The 15,959-nt window shown below is 67.1% G+C and carries 15 protein-coding genes; 12 read left to right on the top strand and 3 right to left on the bottom strand.

The features are described 5' to 3' along the window. Positions 1 to 89 precede the first annotated feature (89 nt). Positions 90 to 851 carry a TfpX/TfpZ family type IV pilin accessory protein gene (gene tfpZ / locus AC1VNM_RS21075; RefSeq protein ID WP_483108191.1) on the top strand — a complete coding sequence of 254 codons (762 nt, stop codon included), beginning with the start codon at positions 90 to 92 and terminating at the stop codon, positions 849 to 851. Between the two features lie 80 nt (positions 852 to 931). After that, entirely contained in the window at positions 932 to 2,722 is a 1,791-nt protein-coding gene (locus AC1VNM_RS21070) for a PglL family O-oligosaccharyltransferase (protein ID WP_483108190.1), read from the top strand. 41 nt (positions 2,723 to 2,763) lie between these two features. Here the strand turns inward: AC1VNM_RS21070 and moaC are convergent, their stop codons facing one another. After that, a complete protein-coding gene (moaC, locus tag AC1VNM_RS21065) occupies positions 2,764 to 3,246 on the bottom strand; it encodes a cyclic pyranopterin monophosphate synthase MoaC (RefSeq protein ID WP_483108189.1) in 483 nt (160 codons plus the stop codon). Here moaC and AC1VNM_RS21060 point away from each other — a divergent pair. Then, complete coding sequence (locus AC1VNM_RS21060; RefSeq protein ID WP_483108188.1) at positions 3,182 to 4,879, top strand: M48 family metalloprotease; 1,698 nt, start codon at positions 3,182 to 3,184, stop codon at positions 4,877 to 4,879. The genes moaC and AC1VNM_RS21060 overlap by 65 nt on opposite strands. 7 nt (positions 4,880 to 4,886) lie before the next feature. On the opposite strand, the gene AC1VNM_RS21055 is transcribed toward AC1VNM_RS21060, so the two are convergent. Next, a complete protein-coding gene (locus AC1VNM_RS21055; RefSeq protein WP_377159163.1) occupies positions 4,887 to 5,243 on the bottom strand; it encodes a phage holin family protein in 357 nt (118 codons plus the stop codon). Between the two features lie 302 nt (positions 5,244 to 5,545). Here AC1VNM_RS21055 and AC1VNM_RS21050 point away from each other — a divergent pair, with 302 nt between their 5' ends. From AC1VNM_RS21050 to AC1VNM_RS21010, 9 genes are all read left to right on the top strand, one after another. Then, the gene (locus AC1VNM_RS21050; RefSeq protein ID WP_483108187.1) at positions 5,546 to 6,535 is read left to right on the top strand and encodes a TerC family protein; all 990 of its coding nucleotides are present in this window, start codon (positions 5,546 to 5,548) and stop codon (positions 6,533 to 6,535) included. A 353-nt stretch (positions 6,536 to 6,888) separates the two neighbouring features. Continuing rightward, positions 6,889 to 9,147: a catecholate siderophore receptor Fiu gene (locus tag AC1VNM_RS21045; RefSeq protein WP_483108186.1), complete on the top strand. Its 2,259-nt coding sequence runs from the start codon at positions 6,889 to 6,891 to the stop codon at positions 9,145 to 9,147. Between the two features lie 102 nt (positions 9,148 to 9,249). Beyond that, positions 9,250 to 9,930 (top strand): Fe2+-dependent dioxygenase, encoded by a 681-nt coding sequence (locus AC1VNM_RS21040; RefSeq protein ID WP_377159166.1) that lies wholly within the window; start codon positions 9,250 to 9,252, stop codon positions 9,928 to 9,930. Continuing rightward, positions 9,927 to 10,577, top strand: coding sequence for a PepSY-associated TM helix domain-containing protein (locus tag AC1VNM_RS21035; RefSeq protein WP_483108185.1), 651 nt, complete (start codon positions 9,927 to 9,929; stop codon positions 10,575 to 10,577). Before AC1VNM_RS21040 ends, AC1VNM_RS21035 begins: the two co-directional genes overlap by 4 nt. 127 nt (positions 10,578 to 10,704) lie before the next feature. Then, a complete protein-coding gene (locus AC1VNM_RS21030) occupies positions 10,705 to 11,250 on the top strand; it encodes a DUF2271 domain-containing protein (protein ID WP_431100710.1) in 546 nt (181 codons plus the stop codon). A 44-nt stretch (positions 11,251 to 11,294) separates the two neighbouring features. Next, positions 11,295 to 12,155 (top strand): DUF4198 domain-containing protein, encoded by an 861-nt coding sequence (locus tag AC1VNM_RS21025; RefSeq protein WP_483108184.1) that lies wholly within the window; start codon positions 11,295 to 11,297, stop codon positions 12,153 to 12,155. Beyond that, complete coding sequence (locus AC1VNM_RS21020; RefSeq protein ID WP_483108183.1) at positions 12,152 to 13,237, top strand: FAD:protein FMN transferase; 1,086 nt, start codon at positions 12,152 to 12,154, stop codon at positions 13,235 to 13,237. Before AC1VNM_RS21025 ends, AC1VNM_RS21020 begins: the two co-directional genes overlap by 4 nt. After that, positions 13,237 to 14,691: a sulfite reductase subunit alpha gene (locus tag AC1VNM_RS21015; protein WP_483108182.1), complete on the top strand. Its 1,455-nt coding sequence runs from the start codon at positions 13,237 to 13,239 to the stop codon at positions 14,689 to 14,691. The genes AC1VNM_RS21020 and AC1VNM_RS21015 overlap by 1 nt, the downstream gene beginning before the upstream one ends. Before the next feature lie 284 nt (positions 14,692 to 14,975). Next, positions 14,976 to 15,398 carry an SWIB/MDM2 domain-containing protein gene (locus AC1VNM_RS21010; protein ID WP_377159173.1) on the top strand — a complete coding sequence of 141 codons (423 nt, stop codon included), beginning with the start codon at positions 14,976 to 14,978 and terminating at the stop codon, positions 15,396 to 15,398. Positions 15,399 to 15,500: 102 nt separating this feature from the next. Here AC1VNM_RS21010 and AC1VNM_RS21005 read toward each other — a convergent pair whose 3' ends face one another. After that, positions 15,501 to 15,878, bottom strand: a complete 378-nt coding sequence (locus AC1VNM_RS21005) for a response regulator (RefSeq protein WP_377159174.1) — start codon at positions 15,876 to 15,878, stop codon at positions 15,501 to 15,503. Positions 15,879 to 15,959: the final 81 nt, after the last annotated feature.

Here is a 15,959-nt window from a genome sequence, read left to right as displayed (position 1 = left end):
TCTTTCAAGATCGTTCAAATGGGGCTTCGGCCCCATTTGTCGTTCTTGGCGCGCCACAATCGCCACGTTGCTCATTTTCGATTCGGCCCATGACGCCCACCCTCCGAGGACGCCTGAAGGCGTCCTCGCTCCACCTCGTCTTCACCATGATCGTAGCCGCCTCCGTGGCGGCCGCCGTATTCCTGCTTTGGTATCCGTGGCCCTATAGCGAGGTGTCCGGGGGGGGCGGCCTGTTCCTGTTGATCGTGTGCGTTGACGTGGTTCTCGGGCCTTTGATCACGCTTGTGGTCTTTGATCCGCGCAAGCCTCGGGGGGAGTTGTGGCGAGACATGTCGGTCGTCGTCGTCCTTCAACTGGCCGGTCTGGCTTTTGGAGCGCACACGATGTTCATTGCCCGACCTGTAGTCTTGGCTCTTGAGGGAGAACGCTTCCGCGCCGTGATTGCTGCCAGCGTGGTCGAACAGGAACTGTCGAAGGCGACTGAATCTCTGCGCACGCTGTCCATCACCGGGCCTCGGCTGGTGAACACAAGAGACGTCAAGGCTGAAGAGAAAATGGACGCCGTCTTCGCGGCCTTCGGCGGCGCCGATCTCGGCATGCGTCCGAGCTTTTGGCAGGAATGGGATGCGCGAGGGCGAGCGCAGGCCCTGAAGGTGGGTAAGCCGCTCACCGTCCTACTTGAGCGTCACCCTGAACAGGCAGAAGTCCTGCGTGCTGCCACTGCCAAAGCGGGCAAACCGATCGAGCAGTTGCTTTATATCCCGCTCATCGCGCGCCGCTATGACTGGTCTGTTCTGATCGACAAGACCACCGGCGACCCGGTCGGCTTCGCTCCGGTCGACGGCTTCTGAGCCCAACGTTGCATCGCGTTCCAGGTGAACCGTCCCGCGGGCGTTAGAGTTCCGCCCTGTCCCCACGACCCGGACCGTTCATGACGCTCGCCGCGACAGCGCCCGCCGCCGATCTCCCTGCCTCCTCCACCGCGCCGCACTTCCAGGTCCTGACGCTGATCGGCTTGCTGCTGGGCGTAACGCTGGCGCCCCTGGTCGCCTATAACCAAACCCCCTCGGCCACGCTTTACAACCAGTTGGCGGCATTCGCAGGGCTGGGCCTGCTGGTCGCTGGTTTGGCCTGGGGACGATCGCTGCTGGCCGGCTGGCGCGTCGATGGCGTTTCCCTCGGGTTGCTGCTGATGACGGTGGTGGCTGTCGCCGCACCGTTCACGCACGAGCTGCCTTGGTCGATGGCGCTGACCAGCATCGCCATGCTGCTCGGCGTTCTGCTTGCGGTACAGACCGGTCGAGCCGTGACACCCAGCCAGCGCGACGGCGTCCTCACGCTCTTTTGTATCGCACTTGTAGGCGCGGGTCTGCTGAGCGTGGTGGTCAGCTTCGTCCAGATGTTCTTTCCGTCGCTCGCCGACGGCACTGTCATCGCCCGCTCTGGCCTCGTTGGTCGCGCGGTCGGCAATATGCGCCAGCCGAATCACCTCGCCAGCCTGCTGATGTGGGCCTGCGTGGCGTCGGTCTGGCTGGCACAGAGCGGCTGGCTCGCGCGGAGGCTGGGCGGCGCGCTGCGAGGCACGATCGCGCTGTACCTGCTGCTGTTCCTGTTCGTGTTCTGCGTCCTGCTGAGCGCGTCCCGCACCGGGATGATCGGCATCGGCATGCTGGCGATCTGGGGCGCGATCGATGGTCGTCTCTCGCGCCGCGTGCGCATTGCCTTGGGGTCGACGCTGATCATGTTCGCGATCGGCTGGGGCCTGCTCGAGTGGTACACCGCCGTCAGCCACCACGCCTTCGGCGCGCAGTCGCGAGTCTCGGAAGAAGGCGCCGGTTCCCCGTCCCGCATTGCGATCGTGAAGAACGCAATCGGCCTGCTGCAGCGCTATCCGCTCACAGGCTCCGGCTGGGGTGATTTCAACTTCGCCTGGACGATGACGCCATTTCCGGATCGTCCGGTGGCCTTCTTCGATCACACGCACAACCTCGAGCTGCAACTTCTCGTCGAGATGGGTCTGCCGCTGGGTCTGCTCACGTTGACGCTGCTGGCCTGGGGCCTCTGGGTCGGCCTCAAGCGGTCGATCAAGGGCGATGCCGCGACGCGCTGTGCAGGAATGCTGGTCGCGATGATCGGCCTGCATAGCCAGTTCGAGTACCCGCTCTGGTATGCCTATTTCCTGTTGCCCGCGGGGCTGGCATACGGCCTGTGCATGGTCGAGGTCGCGAAGGAGCCGGCCAAGAAGGCTGAGGCGGGCCAACGCCGACCTGCGCTGGCGGCGCTCGGTCTTTTGACGGCAGCACTGGTGCCGCTCGTCGTGTTGGACTACCTGCGCATCGTCCACATTTACGCGCCGCCGGCGGGCGCTGCGTCGCTCGACGATCGAATCGCTGCGGGCCAGCGCTCCCCGCTGTTCGCGCTGCAGGCAGACTACGCCGAAGCGACGGTTCAGCCGCCCGGCGCAGTGGCGCTCGAAGCATCGCGGCTGACCGGTCATCACCTCATCGACACCCGGCTGCTGATGTCCTGGGCGAAGTCGCTCAACGCGGTGGGAGAGACCGACAAGGCCCGCTACCTGGTGCAGCGGCTACGCGAGTTCCGCAACGCAGCGAGCGAGGAATGGCTGGCCGAATGCGATGAAGTGGCGGCGCTCGGCGCGGCGGCGAAGCCGTTCCAATGCGAGCCTCCGCAGCGCGAGTACAGCTTCCGCGAGCTGCGCTGAGGGTGTCGATGAAGGCGAGATCGGTCGGGTGACCGACGCGCTCAGACCTCAGCGTGCCAGCCGCCCGACTTTCCGCCCTGCTTCTCCAGCACCCGGATCTGCTCCATGACCATGCCGCGATCCGCCGCCTTGCACATGTCGTAGACGGTGAGGAGTCCGACCTGTACAGCCGTCAGCGCCTCCATCTCCACACCGGTGCGTCCGAGCGTCTCCACCTGAGCCGTACAGATCACAGCGCTCGATGCCTCGTCCAGCTCGAACTCGACCGCGACTCGCGTGATCGGCAGCGGATGACAGAGCGGAATCAGATCCGATGTTCGCTTCGCGGCCTGGATCGCCGCAATCCGCGCCACCCCGATCACATCGCCCTTCTTGGCATTTCCATCGCGGATCAGCGCCAGTGTCTCAGCCTTCATCCGGATGCGACCGGCGGCCCGGGCCACACGGTGCGTGACATCCTTGCCGGAGACGTCCACCATGTGGGCTTGTCCGTTGGCGTCAAAATGGGTCAGAGGCGAGCTCATGAGCGCGGCAACAATCGCGAAACCGAAGAGGCGTCATCATAGTTCCCGCCCTGGAGATCCCTTGAAGCGAACGAACCCCATTCCCTTCACCCGGCGCTGCTTGGCGGTGCTGCTCAGCGCGGCGCTGCTTGGCCAGGGCGCCATCGCGCAGGTGAACCTGCCGGCCTTGGGCGACTCGGTGTCGGCCGACGTCAGCATCAGCGCAGAGAAGAAGCTCGGCGATCAGGTCATGCGGCAGATCCGTCCGGACCCGGACTACCTCGATGATCCGCTTCTGCTCGAGTACGCGCAGAACACCTGGCAGCCGCTGGTGGATGCCGCGCGTCGACTCGGCAACATCAGCGATGACACCAGCGATCGCTTCGCCTGGGAGCTCTTCCTGGTCCGCGACCGGTCGGTGAACGCGTTCGCGCTGCCGGGCGGCTACGTGGGGATCCACCTGGGCCTGATCGCGATGACCGGGGCGCGCGACGAGATGGCGTCGGTGATGGGCCATGAGTTGTCGCACATCACTCAACGCCACATCGCGCGCAGCATCGTCGGAGACTCCCGCACCAGCGCGCTCGCCACGGTGGGTCTGCTTCTCGGCATCCTGGCCGCGGCGAAGGCTCGCAGCATGGACGGCGCTCAGGCGGTGATCGTCGGCAGCCAGGCGGCAGCTGCACAGGCGCAATTGAACTTCTCGCGCGACATGGAGCGCGAGGCTGACCGCGTCGGCTTCCAGGTCATGACGCAGGCCGGCTACCAGCCGGCCGGCATGGCTAGCATGTTCGAGCGCATGGAGCAGGCTTATCACCTGATGGATTCGGGGCAGTACCCCTACCTGCGCAGCCACCCGTTGACCAGCGAACGCATTGGCGAAGCGAAGGCCCGACTGGGCACGAGCACTCAAGCCAAGCTGGTCGGAACTCCGGAGCACGCCTTGATGGCGGCACGTGCGAAGGTGTTGATGGACCAGCGGACCGACCCTTGGCGGGTGCTCCAGGGCCTGGACGCCGGATCGAGAGCCGGAGAGAAGAACATCGACCAGTTGGCCGCCCGATACACGAGCGCGCTCGCGTCGATCAAGCTGCGTGACTTCTCGCGCGCCGAAGCCACCTTGAAGACGGCCGATGCCTTGGCCGGTCTGCTCGGCGCAGACCCGGGCGCGAAGCGCCTGCTCGTGTACGCGCATGCCGAGCTGGAAGTGGCACGAGGCAAGCCCGAAGCCGGCTTCGCGGCACTGGAGCCATTGAAGAACGAACGCTCGCGTCCGATGCTGATGATCCGTGCAGACCTCGCGCAGGCGGATCCGCGGCCGGAGGTGAAGCGCGAAGCCGCCGAGGCCCTCCAGACCCACCTTGCGCTGCATGCCCAGGACGCTCTGGCCTGGCAGGAAAGCGGGACCTTGTGGCAGCAACTCGGCCAGCCGCTGCGCTCGTTGCGGGCGCAGGGAGAGACGCGAGCGGCGCTTGGGGACATCACTGGCGCGATCGACCGGCTCGCCTCCGCGGAACGGCAAGGTCGGGCGAGATCGGCCGACCAGTTCGAAGCCTCGGTGATCGACTCGCGCCTGCGGGACCTGCGCTACGAACGTCGCCAGATGCTCATGGAGATGTATCCGCGCGGCGTTCCGCCAGGCGCTGAGCCCTGATCGAGCGTTACTCGCTGTCCGGGAACAGGCGTTCGATCAGCACGTCGATGGCCATCCCGCACAGCGAGTAGATCAGCGAGCCGATCAAGGCTGCGCCGAAGCCCGCGACGGTGAAGCCGTCCAGCACGCTGGCCGTTGCCCAGAACAGCAGCGCGTTGATGACGAACAGGAACAACCCCAGCGTCAACAGCGTGACCGGGAGCGTGAGCAGCACCAGCACCGGCCGCAGGACGGTGTTGAACAGGCCCAGCACGAAGGCCGCGATCAGCGCGGTGACGAAGCCCTTCACCTGGACGCCAGGATAAAGGTGCGCCACCAGCAGCAGTGCGGCGGCCAGCAGCAACCAGCGGGTCAGCGTTTTCATGTGCTCAGCATACCGGTATCGATCATCAGTAAAATACGAAGTTGAAGTTTTATAAGTGAAGGATAATCCGAACCTTCCGAAGGGGGAGTAGCCGCGCGGCGCAGGCCGCGGCAGACGCCCGTCAAGACGTTGCCGTGAAGGCAGCCGGGCCCTGCACCTGATGCCGGACTCGAGAGGTCGTCAGACCCCGAGCGGCATCAGCCTTGCAAGACCCTTCGGCCTCAGCGTGCCACCCTGGCGGCACGCTGTCGTTGAAACCGGGACGGCGCTTGTCCGCCGTCCGCTTCTTGCAAGGAGCTCTCATGAGCACGATCGTCCCCATGTGGCTGTGGGTGGTATTCGTCGGCATCGTCGTGGTGTCCCTGATCCTGGACTTCGTCGTCCTGCGCAAGCAGGGCGCGCACGACGTGGGCGTCAAGGAGGCGATCAACTGGTCGCTGGTGTGGGTGGCGCTGAGCGTCGCCTTCATGGGCCTGCTCTGGTGGGCCGTACGCGACGGCACCGGCAGCACGGAACTCGCCAACACGAAGGCACTGGAGTTCATCACCGGCTACCTCATCGAGAAGTCGCTGGCGGTCGACAACATCTTCGTCTTCCTGATGATCTTCACCTACTTCGCGGTGCCCTCGGCCTACCAGAAGCGGGTGCTCATGATGGGCATCATCGGCGCCATCGTGCTGCGCACGGTGATGATCCTCGTGGGTGGCTGGCTGATCGCGCAGTTCCACTGGATCCTCTATCTCTTCGGCGCCTTCCTGCTGATCACCGGCATCAAGATGTGGTGGGCGGCCGGCCAGGAGCCCGACCTCGAGGACAACCCCGCGCTGAAGCTGCTGCGACGTGTGCTGCCGGTCAGCAAGAACTTCGACGGGGAACGCTTCTTCACGCTCGAGAACGGCAAACGGATCGCCACGCCGATGCTGCTGGTGATCGCGCTGGTGGGCATGACTGACGTGATCTTCGCGGTGGACTCGATCCCGGCGATCTTCGCGATCACCAACGATCCGTTCATTGTGCTGAGCTCCAACATCTTCGCGATCCTGGGTCTGCGCGCGATGTACTTCCTGCTGGCGGCGATGGCGTCCAAGTTCCATCTGCTCAGCTATGGCCTGGCGGTGGTGCTGGTGTTCATCGGCGCGAAGATGATGCTGATCGACGTGATCAAGATCCCCGTGCTGCTGTCGCTGGGCGTGGTGGTGGCGATCCTGGCCATCACCATGGTCTGGAGCCTGCGCACCGCGCCCAAGCTGCCGGCACGCCATTCGGACGAGCCCCAGAAGGCGGTCGACTGACGCCGGCCTGACCGGATCCGGGCGAATGCCGGGTCCAGCGTTCATTGCCCCTTGAAACCCGCGCGACGCGCCAGCGTCCCGCGGGTTTTTGCTTTACAGAACAGAAACAGGGGCGTCGCGCGTTCGCCACGCGGAATGACCGCGGAACAGCAATTCTTTGACATAGTCAAATGAGAATGCTTAGCATTTGCGGCTTTTGAGCCCAACCGCTCTCAATCACTCGCCACCGCCAGCCAGACGCGATCAGGGAGGAGGCCCGCCACGTGCGCCGTGAAGCGCCGGGACGACGCCGCCAGCACGCGCAGCCAGCCGAGCCGATTCCTACAAGAACTTTTCCCTCGGAGCTCGATTCCATGTCCCGCTACATCAAGAGCCGCAAGCACGCGGTGGCCCCGCTGGCCGCGCTGGCAGCCTCCCTGACCCTCCCGCTGGCCCACGCTGCTGACACCCCGGCTCCCGCCGACGCCTCGACCGCCTCCGCCGCTGCCGCGCCCTACCTGCCGCAGGTGAAGGTCGAGGGCACCGCGCAGTCCGACTACAAGGCCGACAAGAGCGCTTCCTCGAAGCTGACCCAGCCGCTGCTGGAAACGCCCAAGACCATCTCGGTGATCAAGAAGGAAGTGCTGCGCGAACAAGGCGCCGTCTCCCTGATCGAGGCGCTGCAGAACACCCCGGGCATCACGATGCAGCTGGGTGAGAACGGCAACACCTCCGCCGGCGACACCTTCCAGATGCGCGGCTTCTCGGCCAGCACCTCGACCTTCGTCGACGGCATCCGCGACCTCGGCGCGGTGACCCGCGACGTGTTCAACATCGAACAGATCGAAGTCGTGAAGGGCCCGGCGGGCGCCGACACCGGCCGTGCCGCGAGCGCCGGCTACATCAACCTGATCAGCAAGCTGCCGCAAGTCGAGAACTCGATCGACGGCTCGGTGACCATCGGCGACGCGAGCCGCAAGCGCGCCTCGGTCGACGTCAACCAGAAGATCTTCGACAACAGCGCCGTGCGCCTGAACGCAGTGTGGCAGGACTACGGCGTCCCGGGTCGCGACGAGGTCAAGCGCAAGAACTACGGCATCGCCCCGTCGATCGCCTTCGGGCTGAACACGCCGACCCGCTTCTTCCTGTACTCGCAGCATCTGCGTCAGAACAATCGCCCGGACGGCGGCATCCCCACGATCGGCTGGCCCGGTTATACGGCGGTGTCCTCCGCGACGGTGACCCCCGCCCAGGCGGCCGCGCTGATGGCGGCCCCGAAGATCGACAGCAAGAATTTCTACGGCAGCGTCCACGACTATGAGGACGTCAAGGCGGACATGGTCACCGCCAAGCTGGAGATGGACATCGGCAACCAGATGACGGTGCGCAACATCTCGCGCTACGGCCGCACGTACATGGACCGCATGGTCACCGGCATCAACACGATCGTCGCGGTGAACCCGGCCGACCGCAGCACGTGGACGCTGAGCCGTTCACGTCAGCGCGTCAACCAGACGAACGAGATCCTCGCCAACCAGACCAGCATCAACACGACGCTGTCGACCGGCGGCATCAAGCATGACCTGTCGACCGGCATCGAGCTGATGTACGAGAGCCAGGACAACCGCGCCTTCACCCCCGCCGCCGCGACGCCCGCCAACCTGTACAACCCGAACCCGAACGTCGACCTCGGCGGCTCCACCCGCAACGTGGCCGGCGACACCTCGGGCAGCACGACCACCACCGCGATCTACGCGCTGGACACGATCTCGGTGACCGACGCGCTGAAGCTGACCGCGGGCCTGCGCACCGAGCACTACAAGGTGAAGTACGCCAGCGTCGCCACCGGCGCCCTGGACACCGGCAAGTGGGTCACCAGCTGGAACGTTGCCGCGCTGTACAAGCTGGCCGAGAACGGCACGGTCTATGCCGCCGCCGCCAATTCGCTGACCCCTCCGGGCGGTGCCAACTCGACGCTCGCCGCCTCGGGTCAGAACTCGACGGCTGCCGATGCGCAGGAAGCGAAGAACTACGAGATCGGCACGAAGTGGGACCTGCTGAACAAGCGTCTGAACCTGACTGCCGCGCTGTACCGCAGCGAGAACGACGGCCAGGTCAGCGTGGACTCGGTGACCAACGTCGCGACGCAGGGGGGCAAGACCCGCGTGCAGGGGATCGAGCTGGCCGCGGTCGGCCAGATCACCAACTTCTGGCAGATCACCGCCGGCGTCCAGACCATGGATGCCAAGGCGCTGAATCAGCGCAGCGTCAACGCGACCACCGGCGTGCAGACCGTCACCGACGGTGTGCGTTGGACGCCGAAGTGGTCCGCCACGCTTTGGAACTCGTACCAGTGGAACGACTTCACCATCGGCGGCGGTGTGCGCCACACGGCGGACCAGAAGCGTGTCGTGACCGTGGCCGCGACGCCGTCGAACGGTCTGTCGACGCTGCCGGCCTACACCGTGGTGGACGTGATGGGCGCCTACCGCGTCAACAAGAACCTCAGCCTGCAGCTGAACGTCACCAACCTGTTCGACAAGGAATACATGTCCTCGCTGAACAACGGCGGCAGCCGCCTGGTGCTGGGCGCTCCGCGTGCCGTGACGCTGATGGCCAACATCGGCTTCTGAGCCGGGCCTGACCGTTTGAGGTAGCGTACGACCGGCCCGTCCCTGTCCTGGCAGGGGCGGGCCGCCGTCCGTCCCGGCCTCCTGAATTGATTCGATCCGGACATGCTTCTTCACATCCCCGAAGTGCTCAGCAAGCAGGACGTGCGCGAGATGCGCAAGCTCCTGGACGCCGCGGACTGGACCGACGGCCGCGCCACCGTCGGTGAGCAGGGCGCGAAGGTCAAGCACAACCGGCAACTGCCGGTCGAGCATCCGGCCGCGCGCGAGATCGGCGCACACATCCGGGAGGTACTGGCGCGGCATCCGCTGTTCATCTCGGCGGCGCTGCCGCTGCGCACGCTGTCGCCGCTGTTCAACCGCTACGAGGGCGGCGAGCATTACGGCTTCCACGTCGACGGCGCGATCATGCGCCAGCAGGGCACCGACCAGCCGCTGCGCAGCGACGTGTCCTCGACCCTCTTCCTGAGCGAGCCCGACGAGTACGACGGCGGCGAGCTCGAGGTCGTCGACACCTACGGCACGCACGAGGTGAAGCTGCCCGCGGGCGACCTCATCGTCTACGCGAGCACCAGCCTGCATCGCGTGACGCCGGTGACGCGCGGCGCGCGCATCTGCTCGTTCTTCTGGACGCAGAGCCTGATCCGCCAGGACTGGCAGCGCGCGATGCTGTTCGAACTCGACCAGACCATCCAGAAGCTGCGCGGCCGACTCGGCGACGATGCCGAGACCACCGCGCTCACCGGCCACTATCACAACCTGCTGCGCCTCTGGGCCGAGACATGAACGGACCCAAGAGTGCGAATCCCGGCAGCCACGCGAAGCGGTCCGGCTGGCTGAAGCAGCTGCACCAGTGGCACTGGATCAGCTCCGCGATCTGCCTGATCGGCATGATCCTGTTCGCCGTCACCGGCATCACGCTGAACCACGCCGCCGACATCGAGTCCAAGCCGGCCATCGTCAGCAAGACCGCGCAATTGCCGGTCGAGCTGGCCGCGCCGCTGAAACCGAAGTCCGCCGACGAAGCCGACAGCAAGGCCCCGGTGCCCGCCTCGGTGCGCACGTGGCTGGCCAAGGAACTGGGCCGCGCGATCGACGGCCGCGAGGCCGAGTGGAACCGCGATGAGATCTACCTCGCGATGCCGCGCCCCGGCGGCGATGCCTGGGTCCGCATCGCGCGCGACAGCGGCGAGGTCGAGTTCGAGGACACCGACCGCGGCTGGATCTCCTACCTCAACGACCTGCACAAGGGCCGCCACACCGGTGTGGCCTGGAGCTGGTTCATCGACATCTTTGCCGTCGCCTGCCTGCTGTTCTCGATCACCGGGCTGCTGATCCTGAAGTTCCACGCGGTCAGCCGACCCAGCACCTGGCCCCTCGTCGGCCTGGGGCTCGTGATTCCCGCGCTGCTGGCGCTGTTGCTGATCCATTGACCGTCCGACGACCGACACGCGCCGCTCCGACGGCGCGGTGGTCGTCTTCCAGTTTTCTCGCCGCTTCCTCTTCTTCTCCGCTCCGAGCCGCCGCCAGGACCTCCCCACCTTCAACCGAGACTCGACCATGAATCGCTCCGCAAGTCGTACCCTCCTCCAGATCGGTGCCCTCGGCACGCTGGGCACCCTGGCCGTCGGCTCGTCCGCCTGGGCCGCCACCGTCCAGCTCAAGCTGGAAGTGCCGCGCCTGAACGTCGCCGAATACCACCGCCCCTACATCGCCGTGTGGGTCGAGAAGGCCGGCGAGTCCGGCCCGGCCGTCGCGCAGCTGGCGGTCTGGTACGACACCAAGAAGCAGAACAACGCCGGCACCAAGTGGCTCAAGGACATGCGCCAGTGGTGGCGCCAGGGCGGCCGCAATCTCACGGTGCCTGCCGACGGCGTCACCGCCGCCACGCGCGCGCCGGGCGAGCACGCGATCTCGCTGGACACGAGTGCCGCGCTCGCCGCGCTGCCTCCGGGCAAGTACGAAGTCGTCGTCGAATCGAGCCGCGAAGCCGGTGGCCGTGAAGTGCAGCGCCTGCCGCTGACCTGGCCGGTCAAGGCCGCCGCGACGGCCAAGGCGCAGGGCGAGCACGAGCTCGGCGCGCTGGAACTGACGGTCAAGCCCTGATCGCGCCGCGACAGGCTCCACGACAAGACACGGAGGAACTCACCATGATGAAGACTTCGATCGCTTCGCTGATCGGTACCCGCATGGCGACACGCGTCGCTCCCGTCGCGCTGGCCATCGCCGCGCTGCTCCCGCTGACCGCGCACGCGCACATGACCTGGCTGCTGCCCAACAAGGCGGCCTTCGACGGCAAGGAGCCGGTGGCATCGTTCGACGCCGCCGTCTCGGAAGACCTCTTCAACTTCGAGCGCGCGCTCAAGCTGGAGACCGTGCGCGTCACCGCGCCCGACGGCAAGACCGTCGAGGCCGAGAACCGCAGCGCCGCCCGCCATCGCGAGAGCTTCGACGTGAAGCTGACGCAGGACGGCACCTGGCGCATCAGCAACGTCAGCCAGTCGCTGATGGGCGCGTACAAGCAGGGCGGCGAGACCAAGCGCTTCCGGGGCACCAAGGAAAGCTTCGCCAAGGACGTGCCGGCCGATGCCGAGGTCACCGCGCTGACAGTGATGAGCAATCGCCAGCAGACCTTCGTCAGCAAGGAAGAGGCCGGCAAGGTCGACTTCAAGCCCGAGGGCGACGGCCTGGAGCTGCTGCCGCTGGGCCCGGTCACCGACCTGAGCCACGGCGACAAGACGAAGTTCCGTCTGGTGCTGGACGGCAAGCCGGCCGCCGACGTGCAGCTCAAGCTGATCCGCGAAGGCAACCGCTATCGCTACAAGTTCGGCGAGGTCGAACTCAAGTCCGACGCGAAGGGCGAATTCACCGTCGAATGGACGGAGCCGGGCCGCTACTTCATCGGCGCGAGCACCGGTCCCGCGCGCGGCCCGAACGCGGCCACCGGCACGCGCGAAGCGCCAGTGCAGCGCGCCAGCGTGAGCGCCACCTTCGAGGTGTTGCCGAAGTGAGCGTGACCAGCGGGACGATGGCGACGCGCGGCGCGGGCATCGCGCCGGAGCCGCGCGTTCTCGTCCCGCTGCGCATCGACGGCGAGCCGCCGGCGCTCGGCCAGGCCGTGCATGCGCTCGCCGGCGAGACGATGGGGACGACCTGGTCCGCGCGATTCATCGGTCCGTCGGGACTTCGCCTCGCCGCGATCGAGGCGGCGGTCGTCCACGCCTGCGACGAGGTCATCGCGCAGATGAGCAGTTGGGACGCGAACTCGGACCTCTGCCGTTTCAATGGCGCCGCGGCGGGCACGGCGTTCCCCTTGCCCGACGGTTTCGCCACCGTCGTCGACGCGGCGCTGCGCATCGCGGCCGAGAGCGACGGCGCCTATGACCCGACCGCCGGCGCGCTCGTCGCGCTGTGGGGCTTCGGCCCCTCGGGCGAGACCGCGCGCGCGCCGCGCCACGAGGCGCCCGACTTCCATGCGCCGACGCCCGAGGCCTGCGAACGCGTCCATTGCGGCTGGCAATCGCTGCCATGGGACGGCACGCGGCACGTGCTCATCCAACCGGGCGAGGCGACGCTGGACCTGTCGGCGATCGCCAAAGGCTTCGCGGTCGACCGCGTGTCCGCAGTCCTGACGGCACTCGGCATGCCGGACCACCTCGTCGAGATCGGCGGTGAACTCCGCGGGGCCGGGCTCAAGCCCGAGGGGCAGCCCTGGTGGGTCGACCTGGAGCCGCCATCCGCCGATTGCGGCCTGGCGCCGGTGCGCATCGCGCTGCACGGACTGTCGGTCGCAACGTCCGGCGACTACCGGAAGTTCTTCGAGGAGGCCGGCGGACCGCGACGTTCCCACACCATCGATCCGCGCACCCGGCGGCCGATCGAGCACGGCCTGGCATCGGTCACGGTCCTGCACGACAGCGCGATGTGGGCCGACGGCTGGTCGACGGCGCTGATGGTGCTCGGGCCGGATGAAGGCCTCGCCTTGGCGGAGCGACTCGGACTGGCTGCGCTGCTGGTGCGGCGTCGCGCGTCGGCTGAAGGCGGCGGCTTCGAGGAGCGCTTCTCCACCGCGATGCGCGCGCTGATGCTCTGATGGCTCCGATCCTGTCCCGACCCGCGGTGGCGCTGCTGCTGATCGCGCTCTATCTGCTGATGTGCGCCGCGGTCTGGTGGCGTCATCGCCGCCGACTGCGCCAGGCCGCCGCCGCCGCCGCCGCGCTGCTGCCCGCCGCCGACGCGGGACCGCCGGTGCTGGTGCTGCACGCGAGCCAGACCGGTCAGGCCGAGGAGATCGCCTGGCAGACCGCCAAGGCGCTGCACCTGGCTGGCATGCCGGTGCGCGTGGTCGCGCTCGGCGAGATCGATCAGGAGGCCTTGCGCGGCGCGCGACATGCGCTGTTCATCGCCAGCACCTACGGCGAAGGCGACGCGCCGGACAGCGCGTCGCCATTCGCGCGCGACCTGATGGCGGCGGAGGGGAGCGGCCTGGATCTGTCCTCGCTGGAAGTCGGCGTGCTGGCGTTGGGCGACTCGACCTACACGCACTTTTGCGGCTTCGGCCGCGCGCTCGATGCCTGGTTGCACGAGCGCGGCGCGCGTCCGATGTTCGATCGCATCGAGGCCGATCGCGCCGACGAGCATGCGCTCGCCTCATGGCGCCAACGGCTCAGTCACTTCGCCGGCACCGCCGATCTCGCCGAATGGGAGATGCCGGTCTTCACGCCGTGGCGTCTGCGCGCGCGGCGACATCTGAATCCGGGCAGCCAGGGCGGCCCGGTGTTCCATCTGGAACTGACACCGGCGGACGGCTCGCCGCTGCCGGGCTGGGAGGCGGGCGATCTGGTGCAGGTGAGCGTCGTGGCCGATGGCGCCGACGACGCCGATCACGACGCGCAGCGGCCGCGCGAGTACACGATCTCCTCGCTCCCCTCGGACGGGCGCGTCGAGCTGATGGTCCGACGCACCGCGCGCGAGGACGGCACGCCCGGACTCGCGTCGGGGTGGCTGACCGGAGGGCTGCCGCTCGAAGGCACCGTGGCGATGCGCCTGCGCTCGCACGCGAGCTTCCGCATCGGTGCGAACGCCGATCGCAAGTTGATCCTCGTCGGCAACGGCACCGGACTGGCGGGACTGCGCGCGCACTTGAAGGCGCGGGCAACGACCCGCATGGACACGACGAACGCCGCCGGCGGCCCGGCCGATCACGAGAAGGCGCACGCACCGGTCTGGCTGCTCTTCGGTGAACGCCAGTCGGCGCACGACGCGCACTACCGCGATGAGATCGAGGCCTGGCAGCGCGACGGCCTGATCGCGCAGGCGGACTGGGCCTTCTCGCGCGACCAGACCGAGCGCGTGCATGTGCAGCATCTGCTCGCGCGGCACGCGCAGCAGCTGCTTGAATGGGTCGCCGACGGCGCCGCGTTCTATGTCTGCGGCAGCCTGCAAGGCATGGCCGGCGCGGTCGACGCGGTGTTGCGCGAGACGCTCGGCGAGGCCGATGTCGACGCCCTCATCCGCGATGGCCGCTACCGTCGCGACGTCTACTGAGCGCGCCGACCTGGATGCGGACGCCGATGCGCGCGCGGCGCGATGACCACGGGGAACCCCGTAGGTGAAGACGTGCGGCGCGCGTAGGACACGCGGAGATTGATGCGCGGCTGCGACAAACACAGGCCGCGACGTTGACTTCGAGGCCGTTTCCCCCCGGTAAAGCCTTCTCAATGACAGAGGTGCGCAGTACCATTGCCCGCGCAGGGTGCCATCGAGTACCGAAGGCGTCAGACCTTCACCAGGGCCCGGCACATCAACAACCCTTGATGGAGAGAATCGAAATGGCAACTGCGAAGAAGGCTGCGCCCGCCAAGAAGGCGGCACCGGCCAAGAAGGCGGCTCCGGCGAAGAAGGCCGCCGCTCCCGCGAAGAAGGCGGCTCCGGCGAAGAAGGCCGCGCCCGCGACGAAGGCGGCAGCCCCTGCGAAGAAGGCTGCTGCTCCCGCGAAGAAGCGCACCCCCAACGCCGCCTTCATGAAGGCCCTGACCCCCAGCCCCGCGCTGGCCGCGATCGTCGGCGACAAGCCGCTGCCGCGAACCGACGTGGTGAAGAAGGTCTGGGAATACATCAAGAAGCACAACCTGCAGGACGCTGCGCAGAAGCGCGTCATCAACGCCGATGCCAAGCTGAAGGAAATCTTCGGCAAGGCCAAGGCCGACATGTTCGAGATGACCCGACTGATCAACAGCCACCTGAAGGATTGAGCGGAGGGGTCGCGAGACCCCGCCGCATTCCGGACAAGGCCCGCCTCGCGCGGGCTTTTTTACGTCCGCCGGTCGGCCGCGCTCAGCGCGGCTCAGCGAGGCTCAGAGCCGTTCAAGGGCCGCGCGCAACTGGCGCACGTCGATCGGCTTGAGCCAGTAATCCTGGAAGCCCGCGGCACGCGCACGCTGGCGTTGGTCGTCCATCACATCGGCGGAGAGCGCGATGCAGCGCAGCTGAGTGAGTTGCGGCTGGGCCCGGACCAGGGCCATCAACTCCAGGCCGTTCATGTCGGGCAGGTTCATGTCCATCAGCACCAGCGAGGGCGTGACGCGCGACAGCGCGTCCATCGCCTGCGCGCCGGTCTCGGCGATGTCCAGGGTCCAGCCGGGCATCAGACGGAACACCTCTTCCATCAGCACGATGTTGATGCGGTCGTCCTCGACGTAGAGGACGTGACGGGCGGCGGTGGGGGACGACATGGCGGTGGCTGGCAGGGGACACGGCACGATAACAGCGAATCTCCGAGAGGGCAGCGTTGTCCATGCCGCCGGTGCTTTTAC

It is taken from the genome of Mitsuaria sp. MSU3D (genome assembly GCF_056867975.1).
This window is presented reverse-complemented; position numbering and strand designations above follow the sequence as displayed.

Bases quoted from the DNA above. Each gene is read 5' to 3' on its own strand.
- tfpZ (WP_483108191.1), top strand. From the start codon at position 90: ATGACGCCCACCCTCCGAGGACGCCTGAAGGCGTCCTCGCTCCACCTC.
- AC1VNM_RS21070 (WP_483108190.1), top strand. From the start codon at position 932: ATGACGCTCGCCGCGACAGCGCCCGCCGCCGATCTCCCTGCCTCCTCC.
- moaC (WP_483108189.1), bottom strand. From the start codon at position 3,246: ATGAGCTCGCCTCTGACCCATTTTGACGCCAACGGACAAGCCCACATG.
- AC1VNM_RS21055 (WP_377159163.1), bottom strand. From the start codon at position 5,243: ATGAAAACGCTGACCCGCTGGTTGCTGCTGGCCGCCGCACTGCTGCTG.
- AC1VNM_RS21050 (WP_483108187.1), top strand. From the start codon at position 5,546: ATGAGCACGATCGTCCCCATGTGGCTGTGGGTGGTATTCGTCGGCATC.
- AC1VNM_RS21045 (WP_483108186.1), top strand. From the start codon at position 6,889: ATGTCCCGCTACATCAAGAGCCGCAAGCACGCGGTGGCCCCGCTGGCC.
- AC1VNM_RS21040 (WP_377159166.1), top strand. From the start codon at position 9,250: ATGCTTCTTCACATCCCCGAAGTGCTCAGCAAGCAGGACGTGCGCGAG.
- AC1VNM_RS21035 (WP_483108185.1), top strand. From the start codon at position 9,927: ATGAACGGACCCAAGAGTGCGAATCCCGGCAGCCACGCGAAGCGGTCC.
- AC1VNM_RS21030 (WP_431100710.1), top strand. From the start codon at position 10,705: ATGAATCGCTCCGCAAGTCGTACCCTCCTCCAGATCGGTGCCCTCGGC.
- AC1VNM_RS21025 (WP_483108184.1), top strand. From the start codon at position 11,295: ATGATGAAGACTTCGATCGCTTCGCTGATCGGTACCCGCATGGCGACA.
- AC1VNM_RS21015 (WP_483108182.1), top strand. From the start codon at position 13,237: ATGGCTCCGATCCTGTCCCGACCCGCGGTGGCGCTGCTGCTGATCGCG.
- AC1VNM_RS21010 (WP_377159173.1), top strand. From the start codon at position 14,976: ATGGCAACTGCGAAGAAGGCTGCGCCCGCCAAGAAGGCGGCACCGGCC.
- AC1VNM_RS21005 (WP_377159174.1), bottom strand. From the start codon at position 15,878: ATGTCGTCCCCCACCGCCGCCCGTCACGTCCTCTACGTCGAGGACGAC.